The sequence below is a fragment of the Psychromonas aquatilis genome, assembly GCF_038155185.1.
Taxonomy (GTDB): Bacteria; Pseudomonadota; Gammaproteobacteria; order Enterobacterales; family Psychromonadaceae; genus Psychromonas; species Psychromonas aquatilis.
Window position 1 is genome coordinate 1 of sequence record NZ_JBAKAZ010000043.1, and the last position, 21,569, is coordinate 21,569.

Genomic DNA, 21,569 nt, shown 5'->3' on the forward strand with positions numbered 1-21,569 from the left:
TAGGTGTGTTTGTGTGCGCTATATGAATATAATACGAGGTAACAGTATCAAAAATGAAAAAATTGTGGACACCCATTAGTTGCTCGTAATGAATTCAGAAGGTTACGATTTAAAATTATTGAGTGTCTTGTCTTTTCTCCTGTATTTTAAGCTGAACAGTGTTTGCCATTACGGTTAATTTATTTACTATTTATACTGATGCTGCGTATTGATGTTTTAGGTGTGTTTGTGTGCGCTATATGAATATAATACGAGGTAACAGTATCAAAAATAATAACCCTTCAGCTTTACTTGTTTTGAGTAAAGCACCATTCAATAAATATTGAGATCTAAACCATGGTACCAGCAACCAAGCTAAGCGTACTTGAAATAAGTGCGATATTCTTATCAATTACCGCGTTACTCAGCTATATAAATCATCGCTTTATTGGTTTACCAACCACCATCGGTGTGATGGTTATTTCAATGCTTTTATCTATCTGCGCTATCTTTTTAGGCTTTTTGGGCTTTGATGATCTTATCGATTATGAAGTGAGCTTGCTCGATCAGTTAGATTTTACTGAAGTGTTGCTTGATGGCATGCTCTCTATGCTGCTTTTTGCTGGTGCGCTACACGTAAATGTTAGTGATTTAAGGCGCTATAAATTGCCAATAGGTATTTTGGCTTGTGCTGGTACCTTATTATCTACGGTTATTATTGCTGGCGCGCTTTATTTACTACTTCCTCTACTTGGTTTTGATTTAGCCTTTATTTGGTGCTTACTATTTGGTGCATTAATTTCGCCAACTGATCCTATTGCCGTGATGGGTATTTTACAATCTGCAGGCGCGCCTAAAAGTATTGAAACAGTGATTGCCGGTGAATCGTTATTTAACGATGGCATTGGTGTGGTTATTTTTGTGCTTTTATTAGGTGCTTTATCCAGTGGTGATATTCCTACAACTTATCATGTAGCTCACTCGTTCGCAGTTGAAGCGGGCGGCGGTATTGTTTTTGGTTTGGTAATAGGGGGGATTTTATATTATCTACTTCAAAGTATTGATAGCTACCAAGAAGAAGTATTGCTTACTTTAGCAGGCGTTATTGGTGGCTATGCATTGGCAAGTCATTGGCATCTGTCGGGCCCGCTTGCAATGGTCATGATGGGGTTAATGGTCGGTAATCATGGTCGTAGTATGGCGATGAGCGACAAAACACGCCATTACGTTGATTTATTTTGGGAACTGATTGATGAAATTCTAAATGCCATATTATTTGTATTGATAGGGCTTGAAGTTGTCATGATCGTATTTTCGAGTAACTTGTTTATTGCCAGTGGCTTAACTATTTTAATCGCATTACTCGCACGTTTAATTGTTGTCGGTATCACAACCACTACATTTAATAAGCAATTAGCGTTGCCATCTGGCGCGTGGAAAGTATTAACCTGGGGTGGTTTGCGTGGTGGTATTTCGGTTGCACTCGTATTGCAATTACCTGATGGAACAGAGCGTGATATTTTACTGGCGCTAACTTATGCTGTTGTAGTGTTTTCCATTTTAATTCAAGGTTTGAGTATTGGTAAAGTAGCCAAAACGATTCGTTAAATATAAAGACGAAATCGTGGAGAAGACGAAACATAGAGATCGTGGACATCAAGAGATCGTGGACACCCATTAGTTGATCGTAATGAATTCATAAGGTTACGATTTAAAGTCATTGGGTGTCCTGAATTTTTATTGGGTGTCCTGAATTTTTACTGCATTTTTGCATTGGGTGTCCTGCATTTTTACTCTGCATTTTTATATTAATTTTTGCTAGCTGTATTTTTTGTCATCAAACCTATTACCTAATCTAGCTTATCGCCTTTCTGTTCTTTCTATTTTTATTTTTTACTATTTTGCAGTAGAAAATTCCTTTTAAAATGACTAAGTAGTTGTTATTTAAATAACTAATAGACAAATAAAGGTTATGAATATAATGTGTTTTTGCATTTTTTATCAAAATACACATGGAGACCCAATGAAGACACTTTCAAAATGCTTTTTAGCCGTGGCGTTAGCGACTACAGTTGTTTCTACTTCTTTTGCCGAAGATAAGGCATTTACTACAAAAGACCTAAATGAAGAGTCTGTCTTAGCATTATCATGGATGCAAAATGCAGCTGAATTTAAAGCGCTATCTTACCAAGCATTTAATATTGCTAAGTTAAGATGGGATATGGATAAGCAAGCGGGTAAAAAAGCGATTATTGTTGATGTTGATGAAACGATTATTGATAACAGCCCATTTAACGGCGGTTTAATTGGTAAAGACTACGGTTATAACGAGGCAAGATGGAAAGAGTGGGCGGAAGATAAAAGTGCTACTGCCATCCCAGGTGCTGTTGCATTTTTAAATCACGTTGTAGAAACGGGTGGTGATGTTTTTTACGTGACTAACAGAAAATCAATGCCAGAAAAGAATATAGATTTAAAAGCTGTCACTATGGAGAACTTAATTGCATTAGGCTTTCCGCAAGTAGACGAAAAGCACATGATGTTAAGAACAGGAAGCTCAGAAAAGCAGGAACGTCGTGATAATGTTACTGATATGGGATACCGCGTTGTTTTATTAATGGGAGATAGCCTAGCAGATTTTGATGAAGCTTTTGATGGCGATACAATGGATTCTCGTAACGCTGCAACAGAAGCGAATAAAGCAAAATTTGGTGAGCAGTTTATCGTACTACCAAACCCTACTTACGGTGCTTGGGAAGGTGCGGTATATGGTGGTGGTAAGTGGTATAAAAAATCTTCTCAAGAAAAATCTGAGTTAAGACAATCAACGTTAAGAAAATTTACTTTTAGCGAATAAAGCCGATTAATTTTCTCTGCTAATAAACAAGTACTTCTTGGGCTATTTATGCTTTTAAATAGCCAGTAAAAGAGAAGTGCTTGCATAACCTCACTATTAATCCATCTCTTCCCTTGTAGTGGTACAGTGATTTCTCTCCTACTACCAACCTAGCTTTCTTTTAGGTCTCCATCGATGCCTCTACCTATGAAAGAGTGACAATTTAAACTGTAAAACTTACAGGAGAATCTTGCTTTTATTTTTTTAATTTAAAAATATATATTGTAATTCAATGATTTATGTTTTTGGCATGTAACTTGTAACAGTATTTAGTAAGACCGTTAATACGGTTTTGTTATCGTATTTTTTAACTAAGAAAGGAGTTATATAATGAACAACGACATAGTTAAAGGTAAATGGAAACAAGTTTCAGGTACATTAAAAGAGAAGTGGGGCAAGCTAACCGATGATGATTTACAGGAAATCAACGGTGATTTAGAGGTCTTCCAAGGTAAAATGCAAGAAAAATACGGCATGGGAAAAGAAGAAGCTAAAAAAGAATTTGAACAGTTAGATCTTTAGTATTAGTTAGCTTTGCTTTTAAGGGCCTATTTAGGCCCTTTTTATTTTATCGACATAACTACCTAGCGTATCACATTGACTCAACAGATCTCTCGTACCATAAACAATACATTTAGCTTGATATCAAAACGAAATTAGATGTAATAAATTCGCCATTAAGTCTATTGCAAATGGGCTGTTTTACTCGGTGCTTTGCTGTTTTTATTCAGCTAAATCTTCTGCTTTATCGATGGCTATTCGCGCCTCAATAAGGGTACAGCCGGTTTCTACTATTAAGCGATTAATGGTCATATCAGGGGTAGATCGTACCAGGGTTACTAAATCGACACTGGGTTTGGGTAAACCTTTATCAATTACTTCCAATATCCAACCTACTTTTTTAGATTCGATGTTCTCGGCTAAGTGTTGTCGCAGGTGTTTGTTAACCTCAATAAGTTGCTCTGGTTTACCTGTCAGTAACCAGTTTTTAGAGCGGCGAATGCGCTTTATAGTACAACCATTTACCGTAAAAATATTTATCATGGTTGTTTTACAATCAATACGGTGTAGAAAGTTATTTAACTTAATTGAGCATATTGTTGATGTGTCATTGAGCACAGCTTATTCCAACAGGGTTTCTTGATATTTAAAAGTGAATAATAACGTTTACGATCATGATTAGCGAATCGGCCTTGCTAATGAAAAACCGATAGTGAGCGTTAGGTTCACTTCTCTAAACTAGACGAAACTCAGCTAGCCATGTATAACCGAGTATATTAAATATTATTGTCGCTTAATGCTAAAGGGAAAAGCATGTCAAAGAAAACAGCCTCTTCTTGTGAACGTAATCAACAGGTTATCTTAGATCAACTCACTCGCTTATTGTCAGATAGACAAGGGGTATTGGAAATTGGCTCTGGTACTGGGCAGCATGCCGTTTATTTTGCGCCGCATTTAGCGCATTTAACTTGGCACACTAGCGATACTGTAGACAACCATGCCAGTATTGAGGCTTGGATGGCTGAATGCCCAAGTGAAAATATTCGTTCTCCTTTTGTATTCTTATTTGGGGAGCAAGCTTGGCCAGAGGTTGAGATAGACGCTATTTTTACTGCTAATACGACTCATATTATGCCTAAAGAGGCAGCGAAGTTGATGATGGAAATGATCGCTGTTAATTTACCTAAAGGTGGATTGTTCTGCCAATACGGGCCATTTAATGTTGATGGAGAATACACCAGCGAAGGTAATCGTGACTTTGATTTACACTTAGAGAAAGAGGGTTGTGGTGGAATCAGGAATATTAGTGAATTAACAGTATGGGGGAAAGGCCTTCAACTTATTGAAAAAATCCCAATGCCTGCGAATAACTTTTTATTAGTGTGGCAACGTTAACATCGATTAAACCTAAAATCTGATGTTAAGTTTAATGATAAAGAGGCTATTTTTTAAAATAAAAGCAGGGATTTGTCTAAGTAAGGTGAGTATTTATTGAATCCACTGCTGTTTATAAAGATAGCGGCTAATCCTGATCTGACGAACTCGCTATTATGATTCGTCACCTTGGATTTTACCGACTAATAATACCGGTGCAGCATCTAACTCTGTTGCATCCATCATTGAAGCAATACGTTCTACAGCGGAAAGTAATTGGCTTTGTTCCCACTCTTCAAGGTTTTGATAACGTTTAATAAAGTGCTCTTGTAACGGTGGTGGAGAAGAACTTAATACCGCTTTGCCAGCTTCACTTAGTGATAAGTGTACTTTGCGTTTATCGGTTTTGCTGCGAGTTCTGATGATAAAGTCACGACTTTCTAGTCGATCAAGAATAGTGGTTACTGTAGCGGCACTGAGGGTAATTTCTTGCGCTATTTGTTTTGCAAGTGGTGCATCAAGTTGTGCTATTTTTCGCATCACTAATAGCTGAGGTCCAGTGAGACCTGATTCTTTATTAAGTTGGCGAGAATGGATGCTTATTGCTCTGATAACTCGGCGTAACGAAATTAATAGTTGTTCTTGCTTTTCCATAATACTCACTCAAATTTTTTGCGTAGCATAGCAAAAATTAAATGAAGACTCATGTGTAAAATGACAAAAAAGCAGAATAACTGATGTTGTTATTCTGCTTTTTTATTAATACAGATTGAACCAACTATTTATTGGATTAATCCATTAACTCAATCTTAGTATAATCGATTTTATTCTCTTTCGGAGAACGCTCAATATTCGCTACTTTACGGTAATGAGTTAATAGCATATAAGCGAAACAACCTAAGATTAAGCCGATTGCCAATGCGCCAACCCATTGAATTTGTAAAAAGTTAAGCTTGAACAATAAAGTTAATGCGCTTAATAAAACAATGTTACCTATGATGTAAGGTATTTTACCGAAGCGTTGTACTGTTAAGTTTAAGTTATCAGTATACAAACGAACCAGTGAGTCCAGTGAGTTAATTACAAAAGTAATACCTACAATCACCATCGCTAGGTTATAAAAACCAGCTGTTGGGATAGCATTTACACTGTAGTAATAAAGTACTGTAAACCAAATCGCAATTGGGATAGATGGGAATATCATCATCGATGCCAGTACTTGATAAGTCTTCATACCACTCACAAAGCGGGCGGTAAATTGACCAATCATAATGCTCCAAGCGAACCACCAGTACAGGTAAAACTCATGGTAGTCATTCAACGGTAATACAAAGTGGTGTAGATTCGCAAAGTAGTCACCTAGTAAACCAAAGGTTGTGAAGAATTCACTAACACTTGAATTGTCTGATAAGAATGCACCTGCCCACATAATGATGATTAAGGTGAAAAATAACCAGCTACTACCTAAGCTTAAAATACGTACGTAACGAATACTGGTACTTGAATATACTGCAGCTGCGATAGCTAAGAATACAATTAGGTAGAAACTACCCACAATTGATTCGCCATCACCAATACCCGGTAAGTACCAAGGTAAATTAGTCAGTAATAAGTAAGCGGTAAACGCACACGTACCAATAATAACCACATTATTAATAAACTTGATCAGTGGCACTTCGAAAAACTTAACTCTTGGTTCAATAACACAAAAGTAAAAACAAGTGACAAAGTAGAAAGCCCAAATCAAGAATGCCCAAAAACCAAACTCAATAGAGAGCGGGTTGGTGAACCCATATTCAGGACTAGTTGCTAAATCGGCATAACCTGCAAATTCAGTTAGCGGGAACATGATTAAGCCTACATCTAAACCTGAAGTGAACAGGATTGCGATAAAGGTAAACTTACGTACTGGTGTTACACCAATACATGGCATATTACCCCAACGGAACAAGATAAGTGCGATGGCGGCAAAAACAAATAAGATGCCGATTGAGAGCCAAAGAGTCATTATTTGACCTCCCAGTGGATAGTGTTGATAAACATAGATAATTCCTTGTTTTATGTTTTAAAACGCTACGCCATTATTTTTAAGACAACTTTGTCCTCAAACCTTAAGTATCGTGTCAAAAACGATAGTTAAACCCTGAAAAATAACGTAGTTTTAGTAGGTCATTTGCAATGTTTGCATAGGTTGACCTGATACCTCGTCTTTGTGTTGCAGTGATTTTGCAATCGCTGCAACACAGAGAGTGAAACTGATGGTGAACTAGTTAACAGCTCGTTTTGGTTCGCTGAAGCGTTGGGTATTTTGCCAATCTTCAGCGATAGTGACTTTTGCATCGCTTGGTGCAAGCATCTCATTCCCTAAAATAATATCGGCAGCACGCTCAGCGACCATGATGGTTGGTGAGTTCAGGTTGCCATTAGGAATGGTTGGGAAGATAGACGAATCAACAACACGTAATGCATCGATACCATGCACCTTAGTTTCCGAGTTAACCACGGCCATTTCATCTTCACCCATTTTGCATGAACAAGAAGGGTGGTAAGCACTTTCAACCGAACTTCTTACAAACTCATCGATTTCTTCATCTGTTTGTATTGCTAGTCCTGGTTGGATCTCTTCTCCACGGTACTCATCTAAGCCCGGTTGATTGATAATCTCACGCGTTAAACGAACACAAGCTCTAAACCCTTCAATATCTTCTTGATGCGATAAATAATTAAATTGAATTTGCGGTGCCGCATGTGGGTCGTTTGATACCACTTTTACTGCGCCACGGCTTTTAGGTTTGTTGTGACCAATATGTACTTGGAAACCATGACCTGCAAATGCTTCTTTACCGTCATAACGCATTGCTGCTGGTAGAAAGTGATATTGAAGATCTGGCCATTCCAGGCTTGCTTTAGAGCGAATGAATCCACATGATTCAAAGTGGTTAGTTGCGCCTAGACCTGATTTATTTAAGATCCAACGCATACCTATTAGTAACTTATTTAGTGGATCGATCTTGCCGTTCAATGAAATCGGTTTTAAACATTTAAACTGGAAGTAGAACTCAAGGTGATCTTGTAAGTTCTCACCAACACCTGGTAATTCATGGTGCTGTTCAATACCTGCTTGTTTCAATGTTTCTTCTTTACCAATACCCGATAATTGCAGAATATGAGGCGAACCAATTGAACCAGCACTCAGTAATACTTCTTTATTACACAGTACGTCAGTTATTTTATCTTTTACTTGGTAACGCACACCAACTGCTTTTTTACCTTCAAGTAACACTTTGTGTACCAATGCGTGTGTCACAACAGTTAAGTTATTACGTTTCATCGCAGGTCTTAAGTAAGCATTGGCAGTAGACCAACGTACGCCGTTTTTCACGGTCATATGCATTGGACCGAAACCTTCTTGTTGCTCTGCATTGTAATCAGCGGTCGCTAGGTAACCGGCATCTACACCCGCATCAACAAACGCTTGGTATAGTGGATTTTTCATGTTGTTGCCATTGTTAGTGGCAAGGGGACCTGTGTCACCACGGTAATCATTACCGCCAAATGACCAAGTTTCCGCTTTCTTAAAGTAAGGTAAGCAATGTGCGTAATCCCAATTCTCAGCGCCAGCTTGTTGCCATTCATCAAAGTCACGCGCATGCCCACGAACATAAACCATGCCGTTGATTGATGAAGAGCCACCTAATACTTTACCGCGTGGGCAATGCATACGACGATTATTTAAGAAAGGTTCTGCTTCCGTTTCAAACTGCCAAGCATATTTCTTGGTGTTCATTGGAATTGAAAGGGCAGTTGGCATTTGAATAAAAATGCTTTTATCACTACCGCCTGTCTCTAGCAGTAAAACCTGATTGTTTGGATTTTCTGATAAGCGGTTTGCTAGTACGCAGCCTGCGCTACCAGCACCCACAATAATATAATCATAGTTTGTTGTAGTCATAGTCATCCTTAAAATGGGCTTTCAAGATTTTGCATACCAACATATACCGCTTTGATTTGGGTATACGCTTTTAGTGTCTCACTACCGTTTTCGCGGCCAATACCTGACATTTTGTAACCGCCTACTGGCATTTCAGATGGTGATGCACCGTAAGCATTGATCCAACAAATACCCGCTTCAATTTGGTGTATTACACGGTGTGCACGCTTAATATCTTGGGTAAATACGGCAGCAGCTAAGCCAAGGCGCGTATCGTTTGCACGGTCCACAACTTCTTCTTCATTATCAAAAGTTAGTACAGACATAACAGGACCAAATATTTCTTCTTTAACAATTGTCATTTCGTCGCTACAGTCGGTGAAAACAGTAGGAGCAACAAAGAAGCCGTTTGGTGCACTTTCAGGTTGTAATGCTTTACCACCTGTTAATAATGTTGCGCCTTCTTTTTTACCGATTTCAATGTAATCCAATACTTTTTGCTGGTGGTCTTTTGAAATTAATGCACCAAAGTTTGTTTCTGGGTCCATTGGATCGCCACAGATGATGTTTTGTTCTGTGCGCTCAATTAAACGTTTAATGAATTGAGGGTAGATATCTTTTTGAACAAAAACACGTGTACCATTCGTACAGATTTCACCTTGTGTGTAGAAGTTACCAAGCATTGCTGCAGAAACAGCGTCTTCAAGATCGGCATCATTAAAGATAATTAATGGTGATTTACCACCTAGTTCCATTGTTACTTCTTTTAATGAGCTTGCCGCAGCAGCCATTACTTTTTTACCAGTACCAACCTCACCAGTGAAAGATACTTTTGCAATATCTTCGTTACCAGTTAACCATGCGCCAACGCGTCCATCACCGTGAACGACATTAAATACGCCATCTGGAATGCCAGCTTCAGTGAAAATTTCTGCTAAACGCATTGCACCACGAGGTGTTTCTTCAGAAGGTTTAAAGATCATTGCGTTACCACAAGCTAAAGCGGGTGCCGATTTCCAACAAGCGATTTGCAGTGGGTAGTTCCAAGCACCAATACCTGCACAAATACCTAATGGTTCACGACGTGTGTAGTAGAAGTCATCACCAACGGTTTGTTGGTTACCTTCAATACTTGGCGCTAGCCCTGCAAAAAACTCAATAGAGTCAGCACCAGTTACGATGTCTACTTCAATTGCTTCTTGTAATGGTTTACCTGTATCTAATACTTCACCGGCAGCAAGTTCATCATTATATTCACGTAATAACGCCACTGCTTTAAGCAATAGACGGCTACGCTCCATTGCTGTCATTTTTGACCAAGTTGCAAAACCAGATTTTGCACTGTCGATAGCTGCTTTTTGTACTGCTTCAGTCGCTGTTTCTACTAAGTAGCTAACTTCACCCGTTGCTGGGTTGATGACTTCAAATGTTTCGCCAGTACCATTAGCGATATATTGGCCATGGACGTAGTTTTGATAAACGGTTAATGATGACATTGATTTTCTCCATACTGTGTAAGCACAGTATTAATAAAGGCTTTAGATAAAATTTGAGCTTGTTTGAACTCTGCTTCCGGTGTTGAGCTTAAGGCGCTTCGTAACCAGAAGCCGTCAATTACAGCTGCTGTTTGTTTAGCTGCATTAATCGCAGCGGTATTAGGTAATAGTTGTTTAAAACAGAAAAGTAAGTTGCTGTATAAACGTTCACTATTAATGTGTTGCAGTCTTGCGAGACCCGGTTCATGCATTGATTCAGACCAAAAACTTAACCAGGTTTTAGTTGCTGCTGTTGATTGTTGCAACTCTGTAAAGTTTGCTTCAACGATCATTGATAGACGTTCTACTGGAGAGAGCTCTTGATCTGATATTCTACTTAATAATGCTTGCTTCAATTGGTCCAGAAGATACTTAAGCGTCGCTTCAATTAATCCTTGTTTCCCACCAAAGTAGTGACTAATGATACCCGATGACATACCTGCGATAGCACTGATTGTATTGATGGTTGTATGTTGTAAACCGTGGCGTTCAACAGAAATTAATGTTGCATCAATAAGCTGTTGTGCGCGAATTTCTTTCATATTTGGTCTTGCCATCAATCAGTCCTTTTTTGTTACGATTAATCAATTAATAGATTGATTGAACGTTCAATTAACTTTATATGCTAATGATTAGTGCACTAACTATCAAGTGTTAATTTAAATGTTATAAAGGTTATAATTTTGTTGATTAAGTTAATTGGCTGATTATATTCTTAGCTGAATATTACTCATCCCCCTTGATATAAAAGGGTTTTATTGCGTTTTGTTCGCTCTAAAAAAAGTAATTTGTTTAGCGATAAATAGTTTTGGTTGTAACTATTATTAAAGTTAATTAAATTAAAATGAATCGTATTTAATTTATGTCGAAGGTTATATTTTGCTCTAATCAAGCATCATGACGTTGTTTTTTAGATGTTAGATAAAGTACTAGGTGTTAGATATAGGTACTAGGTCTTACGTACAATTGAGATCTAGCGGCATGTGATGAATAAAACTCGATATTTTCTTCTATTATTGGAGGCTAACAGTCTTGTTAAACAAGACTGCAGTGTTTAGCTTGCTATCAAATAAGCACCATAAACCTGCCTAAATAATGACTTTGTCACTTAATATAATGTTTAATGCGTTTTGTGTAACAACAGGGATCGATTAATCTATGCTGTTACATCTGTATTGCTACACCTATTCTGGCTTATTTTTATTTATAAGAGGGGGGTAATGAGTGCATTACTTATTAGCGTATAGATAGCCTATTGTGCAAACTTAGTGAATACTTTTTCTTCCTCTTCCCACAATGCTCTTCTCTATTTATGATTCATCTTGGCTTTCAATATCGATTCTTTTTGGAGATAAAAGAGCATATTCAAATCTAAAATTTAACATTTTGTTCATTATCGAACTATATCAAGGTTTTTGGGTTTCGTTTTTGTTGATGTTTTTGATTTTTACGGTTAGTTGGCGAGCGTTTTTGTTGTTTTTCTTATCATAATGTTAATTATTTTTATTGATTTAAATCATTTTACGCTCGATTGTGATCTATTTATCGTTATTTGTTGCGCGTTAGAGTAATATCGCGCCTTTAAAAAAACATGGCATTAAAGCGACTAATGTTATGTGAAATTAAAAAACTAATTTAATACATATAATACTCATCCTAAGGAATAACCTATGTTAAATCTATTTAGGCCTGTGGCACATATTGACCGCCTGCCTGAAAACCAAATTGACCCTCTTTATAAGCGCCTTCGCTGGCAACTATTCTTAAGTATTTTTATTGGCTATGCTGGTTATTACCTAGTACGTAAAAACTTCAGTTTAGCAATGCCTTTCTTAATCGAAGAGTATGGTTATAGCCGTGGTGACCTAGGGGTTGTACTTGCTTCAGTTTCTATTGCTTATGGTTTATCTAAATTCTTGATGGGTAATATATCTGATCGTTCTAACCCGCGTTACTTTATGGCGACAGGTTTAGTATTGTCATCGTTAGTGATGTTTTGTTTTGGTTTTATGCCATGGGCAACGAGCAGTATCACAGCGATGTTTATCTTATTGTTCCTTAATGGTTGGTTCCAAGGTATGGGCTGGCCTGCGTGTGGCCGTACCATGGTACATTGGTGGTCACATAAAGAGCGTGGCGGTATTGTATCGATTTGGAATGTAGCGCATAACGTCGGTGGTGGTTTAATTGGTCCATTATTCCTATTAGGTTTATGGGCATTTAACGAAGACTGGCGTGCAGCTTTTTATGTTCCTGCTTTCTTTGCTATGTTGGTTGCTATATTTACCTTCTTAATCATGAAAGATACACCACAATCTTGTGGTTTACCTGCGATTGAAGAATATAAAGATGATTACCCTGATAACTACGATAAATCTTTTGAAACTGAAATGTCTGCAAAAGAAATCTTCTTTAAATATGTATTTAATAATAAATTGCTATGGTACATCGCAATTGCTAATGCGTTTGTTTACTTAATTCGTTACGGTGTATTAGATTGGGCGCCAGTTTACTTAAGTGAAGTAAAAGAATTCTCTGTTGATAAATCTTCATGGGCATACTTCTTATATGAATGGGCCGGTATTCCAGGCACATTATTATGTGGTTTAATCTCAGATAAGCTATTTAAAGGCCGTAGAGCACCAGCTGGTATTCTATTTATGATCTTAGTAACTCTGGCAGTATTGGTTTACTGGTTCAACCCAGCAGGTAACCCAACTGTAGATATGCTTGCTTTAATCTCTATTGGTTTCTTAATTTATGGCCCTGTAATGCTAATTGGTTTATACGCACTTGAACTTGCACCGAAAAAAGCTGCAGGTACTGCTGCTGGCCTAACAGGTCTATTCGGTTACCTTGGTGGTGCTGTAGCAGCTAATGCTTTATTAGGTTACACAGTTGACCACTTTGGATGGGATGGTGGCTTCCTTGTCATCATTCTTTCATGTGCGATGTCTATATTGTTCCTTATCTTAGCTATGTTTGGTGAGAATAAGATACATAAGCAACGCAAGATCGATCAAGAGAATGCTCAAGCGTAATAATATCGCTATTAAGTGAGTAATATCTTGAAGAAATGAAGCCTGTATTGAGCCACTTAAGCTTAATACAGGCTTTCTGCTATACGACTTTTAATATGTCAGAACCAGGAAGTACGAATTAGAAAATTAATTAAAATTATAAAGGATAATTAAACAATGTTTACACAATTACCAAGTCTAAAAAAATTGTTATTAGGTGCTGTTATTTCATTACCTATCGCCAGTTATACTTACGCAGATAAAATCGTTGTTGCTCACCGTGGTGCAAGTGGTTATTTACCAGAGCACTCTATGGCTGCGAAATCAATGGCCTATGCAATGGGCGTTGATTACATCGAGCAAGATGTAGTAATGACTAAAGACGATAAGTTAGTGGTATTACATGACCATTATTTAGATCGCGTAACGAATGTAGCCGATGTTTACCCAGATCGTAAACGCGAAGATGGCCGTTACTATGCTATTGACTTTACACTCGCTGAAATAGAAGCATTGGAAATGACCGAGGCATTTAACGTAAAAGATGGAAAACGATCTGCTGATTACCCACAACGTTTTCCTTTAGGAAAATCTCATTTTGAAGCCCATACTTTAGAAGATGAAATTGAATTAATTCAAGGATTAAATGCGAGTACAGGCAATGACATTGGTTTGTATCTTGAAATAAAAGCACCTTGGTTCCATCGCCATGAAGGTAAAGATATCAGCATGGCGGTATTAAAAGTGCTTAAAGAATATGGCTATACCGATAAATCTTCTCGTGTTTACCTGCAGTCATTTGATACTAACGAGCTAAAACGTATTAAAACTGAATTAATGCCTGCATTAGCGATGGATATCAAGCTAATACAATTAATGGCAGAAACAAGCTGGGGCGAAACAAAGGAATATGTTGACGGTAAAGCTGTTGATTATAACTATGATTGGATGTTTAAGCCGGGCGCAATGAAAGAAATTGCCACTTATGCTGATGGTGTAGGTCCATGGAAACCAATGGTTGTTTCTCCTGAGTCGACTAAAGAGAACCTTGTTTTTACCTCTCTTGTGAAAGATGCACACCAAGCGGGCATCAAAGTTCATCCATATACGTTTAGATTAGATGAAGGCAGAATTCCTGCATATGCAGAGAACTTCGAAGATTTATTAGATATTTTCTATAATAAAGCCAATGTAGATGGTGTATTTACAGACTTCCCTGATCGTGCTGTTAATTTCTTAAAAGAAAATAAGCAGTAATATAAAACCTATCTATTTAAAAGATAACAACAGCTTTTATGATTAAGCCGTTGTTATCTTTCATCCTCCCCCTGATTTTCTTCCACACTAAACCATTAAACTGAGCTTACCTTTTCAAACATTAGGTATTACTAAGTTGTTACTTCGTTTGTATTGATATTAGCAGGGCTTATTTGTTCTTCGATGGGCACTCGAACTGGGCTTGTATTGGTATTAGCAGGTTTTACTTGCTTTTAGATGTGCGTTTGAACTGGGCTTGTATTGGTATTAGCTGGGCTTATTTGATTTTCGATATCCGCTCGAACTGCGCTTGAACGATTAACATGAGTTGTTTAACTAGGTACTTATGAAAGGAAAGACCATTAGTTTATTAATGATCTTATTCGTTTTGTTGCGCTAATCGTTATCGACAATCAGCGACCAGTAAATAAACCAATACTGATTCTTTTATGGTTAAGTATAGGGTTATCGCCTTCAACAAAGGAGCCTTGATGAAGGGATTAACGCGTTATTACTACTGCAGTTTTTGTAATAAAGATTCAGCTTGCTCGGTTAATGCTTGGTTCGGGTTTAAGCTCAGTGCTTTTTCAGCAAAAGATTGTGCTTGCGCGGTTTTACCTTGGCGATAATTTAACTCTGCTAGTCGTAAATAGGTTTCAGGGTAGCGTGGAGATATCCTAACCGCTCGCTCTAAAGTGCCTGTTGCTGCCTGTAAATTACCGCTATTTTCTTGCTGCTCAGCTAGGCTTAATAATGAGTTTAATGCTGAATTACCTTTAACGGTATTATTAGTTGTATCCGTCTCTGTTGCGTCAGTTATTGTGCTTGGTGTTGTTGACTCTGTTGGTGTTGTATCAACAGGTTGCACACTACAAGCAAATAAGAAGCAAGAGCAGCAAGCAATAGTTATTTTTTTATAGTTATTCATTATGGTGATCTCTTTAGTTTGTTAAATTTCGGAACCAATCAAATACTTTATCAGTAGTTGTGCAACTTATTTCCTGTTTTGGCTCACTACCTTTTACAAAAGGCAGTGGTATCGCATTACCACATTCATCTTGGCTACCTACACCTGTTTCACTATCAACCCAGTTAATCGTAATATTCTTAGGGGGGATATTCTGTAGTGGTTGCTGAGCACGCGCTTTGAAAATATCAGCCCAAACACGCAGTGCGCCACTTGAACCAGTTAAACCAGTTGATTTATTATCATCACGACCTAACCAGACAACGGCTTGCATATCATCAGAAAAACCTGCAAACCAGCTATCTCGAAGATTGTTAGTAGTACCGGTTTTTCCCGCAACAGCGAAATCAGGCATTAACCATTGTAATGCTTTTGCTGAACCTTCATGTGTAACTGCTTGTAATGCATGGCGTAATATATAAATTGAGCTTGCGCTAAAACGTTTTTCTATATCGATAGGATAACTAGTGAGCACCTCCCCATTTGGGTCAACCACAGCACGGATCGCTAATAACGGTGTATAAAACCCGCCAGAAGAAATAGTTTGGTACATCTGCGCGACTTCAAGTGGACTCAGCTCTGCCGCGCCTAATGTAATGGCTGGTAGTGCTGGAATATCTGCATCTACACCAAGTCGTTTTATGGTTGATAATATATTTTCTAAACCTAATTCATTACCTAAACGAGCGGTTGCTTGATTATATGAGCGTGCTAATGCTTTATATAAAAGCACATCACCATGGTCTTTTAAATCGTAATTTTTAGGTGACCAGCTTTTACCATTAGCTAATTTTTGCTGGTAGGCGGCATCACTTATTTTGGTTGCTAATGTATATTTATCACTTTGCTCTAAAGCGGTTAAATACACAGCGGGTTTCATTAAGGAACCGATTTGTCGACGTGCGTCAATTGCTCGGTTAAATCCGGCGTATTGAGTGTCGCTTCCGCCAACAATGGCGGTTACTGCACCTGTATTGGGTTGGCTGATAACTACCGCGCCCTGCAGGTTAGCATTGGCGTCAGATTTTTTCTGCTTAGTCATCATTTTAACTAGGCTAGACTCTGCTGTTTCTTGAATCAATGGGTCAAAATGCGTGAAGATAGATAAACCATCTGAACTTAAATCTTCAGCTTTGTAATCATTTTGTAGTTGTCTGCGTACCAGATCTAAATAAGCAGGGTAACGTTTATTGCTACCAGCATTGCGTTCACCCACACCTAACGGTGTTTTTTTCGCTTCTTCAGCTTGACTGGCATCAAGGTAGTTTTCTTGTACTGCGATATCTAATATTAAATTACGGCGTTTTAATGCACGTTCAGGGTTACGCCATGGATTGTAATAACTCGCTCCGCGCACCAATGCAACTAATAGAGCTTGTTGTGAAAGAGACAAGTCGTTTAGGCTCTTTTTGAAATAATACTGACTGGCTAAACCAAAACCATGAATCGCACGAGGGCCATCTTGACCTAGGTATATTTCATTAATATACCCCTCTAAAATATCAGCTTTGCTCGCATGCAATTCTAGTAACATCGCCATTAGAGCTTCTTGCGCTTTACGAATTAATGTTCGCTCTGGTGTGAGGTAGTAATTTTTAATTAACTGTTGAGTGAGGGTTGAAGCACCCTGAGATAATTCACCTTTTTTAATATTTGCGATCATTGCACGGCCAATACCTCGCAATGAAATACCAGCGTGGTTGTAAAAGTCTTTGTCTTCCACTGCGACTAACATTTCCTGTAAAGAAACAGGCACATCAGAGAGTTGTACTAATAGTCTATCTTCGTTATGAGATGGGTAAATACCGCCTATCACTAGCGGCTGTAAACGTACGAGTGGCTTATTATCTTTACTTTCTAATGTCGATATAATGCCGTTATTTAAGGTGATTTTTATTTTTTGTGCGGGTGCTAATTCATCACTGAATTGAAATTTAGGGATAAAAATAGTGGCTTGATTTTGGCCAATAAATGCTTGTCCAGGCTGTTTAACGTCACCAACAAAATCATAACCAAGTAAGGTCATCTCTTTTTTCAGATCAGTTAATGATAAAGGTAACCCTTCATAGATTTCTAAAGGACGAGCATAAACAGTAGATGCAACTGACCATTGTTTATCTTTAAAAGTTGAATTAACAATCGAGTCTAGGTAGAAGAGAATACCGATAGCAATTGCGATCAGTATTAATAATGGCGTCATCCACCGTTTAGTTACGAATTTAGGAATCACAGTAAGGCCTTAATGAAAATAAAAAAGAAGATACTAACATGGCCATTACTTTATCAAAGAAGTGACGGCTTATGTTAGTGACTATAAAAAGGCAGACATTGGTTTACATAGAAAGTTTGGAATAATAAAAAAAGAATAGCATTATTGTTGATTTTATTGCCTATTATTTTAAATTTTGTTGCTGAGTGTTCGTTGCTTTTATTAATAAGAAGAGCACTGAAACGGAACTTATACCGTTTTGAGTTTGCTGACATCAACGCTTAAAACTTATCTCTTCTCAGTGACTATAACAGTGATCATCACGCTGAACATTTTTGATGCATCCTATTTTATGCGTGATAAGCTAAAATCACCTTAATCATTGATTCTACTTATGCCCTATGAAAGATGTTAATTTTAAAACTGTGTTTAACGATATTTTTATTGAGTTACAACCCTTAGAGAATAAAGGCGTTGCTGCTTCTTATATTCCAGAGCTGGCGAAGATTGATCCCGATAAATTAGGTATTCATTTAGTGCACCTTGATAAAGGGGACTTTTACCAAGGTGATAGTCAGGAGCGTTTTTCAATACAGAGTATTTCTAAAGTTTTTTCATTAACCTTAGCGATGCGTATTATGGGCGGAAAGTTATGGTCACGTGTTGGCGTTGAACCTTCAGGTACTGCCTTTAACTCTTTAATTCAATTGGAACTTGAGAATGGTATTCCACGTAATCCTTTTATTAATGCAGGTGCCATTGTTATTTGCGATGTATTAATGAGTTATTTGAGTAACCCCAAGGTCGACTTATTAAATTTTATTAGAAAAATAGCTAATAACCCAAACTTACAATACAACAAAAAGGTCGCTGAATCAGAAAAGCGTACCGGTGATAGAAATAAAGCATTAATCTATTTAATGCGAGATTTTGGGAATATTCATAATGATGTCGAAGATGTTTTAGACCTGTATTTTTACCTTTGTTCAATCGAGATGAATTGCTGCGAATTAGCCCACTCATTTATGTTCTTAGTAACCGGGGGAGTAGACCTTGCCAGTGGCGAGGTGATTGTGACGCCCGGGCAGGCTAAGCGAATAAATGCAGTGATGCAACTGTGTGGTTTTTATGATGAAGCCGGTGAGTTTGCTTTTAAAGTTGGTTTACCTGGGAAGAGTGGCGTTGGTGGTGGCATTGTTGCCTTACACCCGGGTAAATATGCGGTTGCAGTGTGGAGTCCACGTTTAAATCGAAAAGGAAATTCATATATGGGAATGCAAGTATTAGAATTGCTCACCACTAAAATGCAAGACTCTATATTTTAATGTTGGCTAGTAAGCAGAACAGCCTCTTAAATCAAGGCTGTTCTTGTTTTAATTGATATTATACTAATGATGAACGTCTTATTTGTGTTTCGTTAAATGTAAGAAAATACCTAGAGATGTTAAAAGCAGTGCAGTACTGGCTATGATCGCCACTGGGTAATATAAATTACCGGCTAAATCTAGCTGACTATATTTAATCACCATGATTAACCCTTCTAACGATAGTGCAACACAGACGGTACCGATAAACCTTGGTAAGGTGACGCGCAACAGGTCTATTGCATTTTTATTATCATCTTCGTCGGGCTCTGAATATTCCTTATTAATAATAAGTGCGAGTTCAAAAACAGCCAAGGCAATAACGCCAGTATTAATACTTTTTAACAGAATCTCAGTTAAATCTGTTTTTGCCATCAATCCTTCTACGACATTATTAAATAATGAAATAACCAAAATTAGGGCTAATCCAAAAAAGATCACTGTAAATGCTTTTGCAAAAAAGTTTCTCATAAAAGAAGTAATTAAAGTGTTCATCTGTTTCTCTCTACAGGTTGCTAATCGTTATAAAATCCATCGTGTACTTGATCTACTGACAGCGTCACTGGATTATTGTTCATAAAAAAATAAGGGAATCAATGCATTAGAAACATTATTTTAAACATCTAAAAGCATCAGTTTGAGCAGTTATTATTTTATTTACGTACTCGATTAAAGAGGATTTTTTAATTCGTTGGTCATATAAGCGTTTGATTTGTGTAAACTACTTGATGATTAGTTATTATGATAGCTAACCTCAAATTTCAATTAATTATATTAGGATTCAAAATGAAACAAGGCTTAAATATATTTATCGCTATTTTATTGGCTTTTCCTTCTCTTGTTTTTGCACATGAGATAGATGGCGCTGGTGGTTTTACATCTGGGTTTAGTCATCCTGTTCTTGGTTTTGATCATTTACTGGCGATGTTAAGTGTCGGCATATTAAGTGCACAAATGGGTGGTAAAGCGATTTGGAAAGTCCCGGCTACTTTTGTTGTTGTTATGTTATTTGGTGGTGTATTGGGCATGAAAGGGATCGATTTTATCTCGGTAGAATTAGGGATTGTCTTTTCTGTTCTTGCATTAGGTATTGCGATTGCTGCGAATAAACAGCTACCTGCTTTTGTTGCCATGATTTTTGTTGGTTTTTTTGCCATATTCCATGGTCATGCGCACGGCACGGAAATGCCTTATCTAGCAGAGCCTATGCTTTATGCTTTAGGGTTTGTTGTTGGTACGGCAGTGATTCATATTGCTGGCGTTGTGATAGGCTCAACGCTTGTTAAATTTAAAGGTGGTCAGCAACTTTTAAGACTTTTAGGAGCGGGTATCTCAGGTGTTGGTTTTCATATGCTGGTAATGTAGTTTTTTAATATCTAGTGAATGCTATTACAGGTATTGGCTGTTCTTGAGTGATAACGTCTTAGGACTTAAATATTCAGCTTAAGAGGAGCCAATAAATGAAGCTATTTTTTTATTAATAACAGTATTGGCATTTATAAAGATAACGCTTACTTCATTATCTTTATAAATGTGATTAAGATAGAGTTTAACGTATAAAGACAATTAGAGTAACAAGGATTACCGATTTATGAACAAAACGATTGAGACCATGTTAAACCATCGTTCGATTCGAAAATACACTGAGCAACCGATATCAAAAGAGCAACTGGAGACGATTATTCAAGCTGGTTTAGCGGCTTCTTCTTCGAGTATGTTACAAGTTGTTTCTATTATCAGAGTCACTGATAAAAATAAAAGAAAGTTGTTAGCTGAGTATGCAGGTAATCAACCTTATGTTGAAAGCGCCACAGAATTTTTAGTTTTTTGTATTGATTATCAACGCCATGCAGAAATTAACCCTGAAGTACAAGCTGATTTTACTGAATTAACACTGATTGGTGCTGTTGATAGTGGGATTATGGCTCAAAACTGCTTATTAGCTGCTGAATCTTTAGGTCTGGGTGGGGTTTATATTGGTGGTTTACGTAATAAGATTGAGCTGGTTGATGAATTGCTGGAATTACCACAAAATACATCGATCTTGTTTGGTATGTGTTTAGGTTATCCAGATCAAGACCCTGAAGTTAAGCCGCGCTTACCTGCGCATGTGATTATGCATGAAAATCAATATCAGCCGCTGAATATCGATGATATTAAAGGTTACGATCAGGTCATTCATGATTATTATGCTAGTCGTAGCAGTAATCAAAAACAAAGTAGTTGGTCTGAGCAAGTCACTGGCCAGTTATCAAAAGAATCTCGTCCTCATATCCTGCCATATTTAAATAAGAAAGGACTGACAAAGCGTTAGTTTTTTCATGGTATCTCCCTTTAATTTCATTACTGAGTGATGAGGTTAAAGGGCTTATTTGTGATTGATTTCCTGTCTTAATTGTTTGTTATTTTTAATGTCCATTCATTTACTGTCCTTTCTCCTGCTTTACTTTCATCTATTGGCTTGTGCTTTTTCCATGGCATATGTTCGTATTTGTGAAACAACAGTATAACGAGCTTTAAAGGTGCCTAGATCCGC

The 21,569-nt window shown here is 37.5% G+C and carries 18 protein-coding genes; 9 read left to right on the forward strand and 9 right to left on the reverse strand.

Features of this window, described 5'->3' with window-relative positions; translation table 11 throughout:
* Positions 1-336: 336 nt before the first annotated feature.
* From V6256_RS11095 to V6256_RS11105, 3 genes are all read left to right on the forward strand, one after another.
* Positions 337-1,587, forward strand: a complete 1,251-nt coding sequence (locus tag V6256_RS11095; RefSeq protein WP_341598280.1) for a cation:proton antiporter — start codon at positions 337-339, stop codon at positions 1,585-1,587.
* 415 nt (positions 1,588-2,002) lie between these two features.
* The gene (locus V6256_RS11100; protein ID WP_341598281.1) at positions 2,003-2,836 is read left to right on the forward strand and encodes a 5'-nucleotidase, lipoprotein e(P4) family; all 834 of its coding nucleotides are present in this window, start codon (positions 2,003-2,005) and stop codon (positions 2,834-2,836) included.
* 369 nt (positions 2,837-3,205) lie between these two features.
* Positions 3,206-3,397, forward strand: coding sequence for a CsbD family protein (locus V6256_RS11105; protein WP_341598282.1), 192 nt, complete (start codon positions 3,206-3,208; stop codon positions 3,395-3,397).
* A 201-nt stretch (positions 3,398-3,598) separates the two neighbouring features.
* Here the strand turns inward: V6256_RS11105 and V6256_RS11110 are convergent, their stop codons facing one another.
* A complete protein-coding gene (locus V6256_RS11110) occupies positions 3,599-3,994 on the reverse strand; it encodes a ribosome recycling factor family protein (RefSeq protein ID WP_341598283.1) in 396 nt (131 codons plus the stop codon).
* A 195-nt stretch (positions 3,995-4,189) separates the two neighbouring features.
* On the opposite strand from V6256_RS11110, the gene V6256_RS11115 reads away from it, so the two are divergent.
* Positions 4,190-4,771 (forward strand): DUF938 domain-containing protein, encoded by a 582-nt coding sequence (locus V6256_RS11115; protein WP_341598284.1) that lies wholly within the window; start codon positions 4,190-4,192, stop codon positions 4,769-4,771.
* A 153-nt stretch (positions 4,772-4,924) separates the two neighbouring features.
* On the opposite strand, the gene V6256_RS11120 is transcribed toward V6256_RS11115, so the two are convergent.
* From V6256_RS11120 to betI, 5 genes are all read right to left on the reverse strand, one after another.
* Complete coding sequence (locus V6256_RS11120; protein ID WP_341598285.1) at positions 4,925-5,404, reverse strand: MarR family winged helix-turn-helix transcriptional regulator; 480 nt, start codon at positions 5,402-5,404, stop codon at positions 4,925-4,927.
* A 136-nt stretch (positions 5,405-5,540) separates the two neighbouring features.
* Positions 5,541-6,758 carry a BCCT family transporter gene (locus V6256_RS11125; protein ID WP_341598286.1) on the reverse strand — a complete coding sequence of 406 codons (1,218 nt, stop codon included), beginning with the start codon at positions 6,756-6,758 and terminating at the stop codon, positions 5,541-5,543.
* 258 nt (positions 6,759-7,016) lie between these two features.
* Positions 7,017-8,708: a choline dehydrogenase gene (betA, locus tag V6256_RS11130; RefSeq protein ID WP_341598287.1), complete on the reverse strand. Its 1,692-nt coding sequence runs from the start codon at positions 8,706-8,708 to the stop codon at positions 7,017-7,019.
* Between the two features lie 2 nt (positions 8,709-8,710).
* Positions 8,711-10,177, reverse strand: coding sequence for a betaine-aldehyde dehydrogenase (gene betB, locus V6256_RS11135; protein WP_341598288.1), 1,467 nt, complete (start codon positions 10,175-10,177; stop codon positions 8,711-8,713).
* Complete coding sequence (gene betI / locus V6256_RS11140) at positions 10,165-10,773, reverse strand: transcriptional regulator BetI (RefSeq protein ID WP_341598289.1); 609 nt, start codon at positions 10,771-10,773, stop codon at positions 10,165-10,167. The genes betB and betI overlap by 13 nt, the downstream gene beginning before the upstream one ends.
* A gap of 1,113 nt (positions 10,774-11,886) precedes the next feature.
* Between betI and glpT the strand changes: the two genes are divergently transcribed.
* Both glpT and glpQ read left to right on the forward strand, forming a co-directional pair.
* Complete coding sequence (gene glpT, locus V6256_RS11145) at positions 11,887-13,257, forward strand: glycerol-3-phosphate transporter (RefSeq protein ID WP_341598290.1); 1,371 nt, start codon at positions 11,887-11,889, stop codon at positions 13,255-13,257.
* 156 nt (positions 13,258-13,413) lie between these two features.
* On the forward strand, positions 13,414-14,493 hold the full coding sequence (gene glpQ, locus V6256_RS11150; protein WP_341598291.1) for a glycerophosphodiester phosphodiesterase: 1,080 nt from the start codon (positions 13,414-13,416) through the stop codon (positions 14,491-14,493).
* Positions 14,494-15,007: 514 nt separating this feature from the next.
* On the opposite strand, the gene V6256_RS11155 is transcribed toward glpQ, so the two are convergent.
* Complete coding sequence (locus V6256_RS11155) at positions 15,008-15,421, reverse strand: tetratricopeptide repeat protein (protein WP_341598292.1); 414 nt, start codon at positions 15,419-15,421, stop codon at positions 15,008-15,010.
* Positions 15,422-15,434: 13 nt separating this feature from the next.
* Positions 15,435-17,690, reverse strand: a complete 2,256-nt coding sequence (mrcB, locus tag V6256_RS11160) for a penicillin-binding protein 1B (protein ID WP_341598293.1) — start codon at positions 17,688-17,690, stop codon at positions 15,435-15,437.
* 380 nt (positions 17,691-18,070) lie between these two features.
* Between mrcB and V6256_RS11165 the strand changes: the two genes are divergently transcribed.
* Positions 18,071-18,994 carry a glutaminase gene (locus V6256_RS11165; protein WP_341598294.1) on the forward strand — a complete coding sequence of 308 codons (924 nt, stop codon included), beginning with the start codon at positions 18,071-18,073 and terminating at the stop codon, positions 18,992-18,994.
* Positions 18,995-19,072: 78 nt separating this feature from the next.
* On the opposite strand, the gene V6256_RS11170 is transcribed toward V6256_RS11165, so the two are convergent.
* The gene (locus tag V6256_RS11170) at positions 19,073-19,528 is read right to left on the reverse strand and encodes a hypothetical protein (RefSeq protein ID WP_341598295.1); all 456 of its coding nucleotides are present in this window, start codon (positions 19,526-19,528) and stop codon (positions 19,073-19,075) included.
* A 291-nt stretch (positions 19,529-19,819) separates the two neighbouring features.
* Here V6256_RS11170 and V6256_RS11175 point away from each other — a divergent pair, with 291 nt between their 5' ends.
* Positions 19,820-20,398, forward strand: coding sequence for a HupE/UreJ family protein (locus V6256_RS11175; protein ID WP_341598296.1), 579 nt, complete (start codon positions 19,820-19,822; stop codon positions 20,396-20,398).
* 226 nt (positions 20,399-20,624) lie between these two features.
* The gene (gene nfsA, locus V6256_RS11180) at positions 20,625-21,347 is read left to right on the forward strand and encodes an oxygen-insensitive NADPH nitroreductase (RefSeq protein WP_341598297.1); all 723 of its coding nucleotides are present in this window, start codon (positions 20,625-20,627) and stop codon (positions 21,345-21,347) included.
* Positions 21,348-21,569: the final 222 nt, after the last annotated feature.

Bases quoted from the DNA above. Each gene is read 5' to 3' on its own strand.
- V6256_RS11095 (WP_341598280.1), top strand. From the start codon at position 337: ATGGTACCAGCAACCAAGCTAAGCGTACTTGAAATAAGTGCGATATTC.
- V6256_RS11100 (WP_341598281.1), top strand. From the start codon at position 2,003: ATGAAGACACTTTCAAAATGCTTTTTAGCCGTGGCGTTAGCGACTACA.
- V6256_RS11105 (WP_341598282.1), top strand. From the start codon at position 3,206: ATGAACAACGACATAGTTAAAGGTAAATGGAAACAAGTTTCAGGTACA.
- V6256_RS11115 (WP_341598284.1), top strand. From the start codon at position 4,190: ATGTCAAAGAAAACAGCCTCTTCTTGTGAACGTAATCAACAGGTTATC.
- V6256_RS11120 (WP_341598285.1), bottom strand. From the start codon at position 5,404: ATGGAAAAGCAAGAACAACTATTAATTTCGTTACGCCGAGTTATCAGA.
- V6256_RS11125 (WP_341598286.1), bottom strand. From the start codon at position 6,758: ATGACTCTTTGGCTCTCAATCGGCATCTTATTTGTTTTTGCCGCCATC.
- betA (WP_341598287.1), bottom strand. From the start codon at position 8,708: ATGACTATGACTACAACAAACTATGATTATATTATTGTGGGTGCTGGT.
- betB (WP_341598288.1), bottom strand. From the start codon at position 10,177: ATGTCATCATTAACCGTTTATCAAAACTACGTCCATGGCCAATATATC.
- betI (WP_341598289.1), bottom strand. From the start codon at position 10,773: ATGGCAAGACCAAATATGAAAGAAATTCGCGCACAACAGCTTATTGAT.
- glpT (WP_341598290.1), top strand. From the start codon at position 11,887: ATGTTAAATCTATTTAGGCCTGTGGCACATATTGACCGCCTGCCTGAA.
- glpQ (WP_341598291.1), top strand. From the start codon at position 13,414: ATGTTTACACAATTACCAAGTCTAAAAAAATTGTTATTAGGTGCTGTT.
- V6256_RS11155 (WP_341598292.1), bottom strand. From the start codon at position 15,421: ATGAATAACTATAAAAAAATAACTATTGCTTGCTGCTCTTGCTTCTTA.
- V6256_RS11165 (WP_341598294.1), top strand. From the start codon at position 18,071: ATGAAAGATGTTAATTTTAAAACTGTGTTTAACGATATTTTTATTGAG.
- V6256_RS11170 (WP_341598295.1), bottom strand. From the start codon at position 19,528: ATGAACACTTTAATTACTTCTTTTATGAGAAACTTTTTTGCAAAAGCA.
- V6256_RS11175 (WP_341598296.1), top strand. From the start codon at position 19,820: ATGAAACAAGGCTTAAATATATTTATCGCTATTTTATTGGCTTTTCCT.
- nfsA (WP_341598297.1), top strand. From the start codon at position 20,625: ATGAACAAAACGATTGAGACCATGTTAAACCATCGTTCGATTCGAAAA.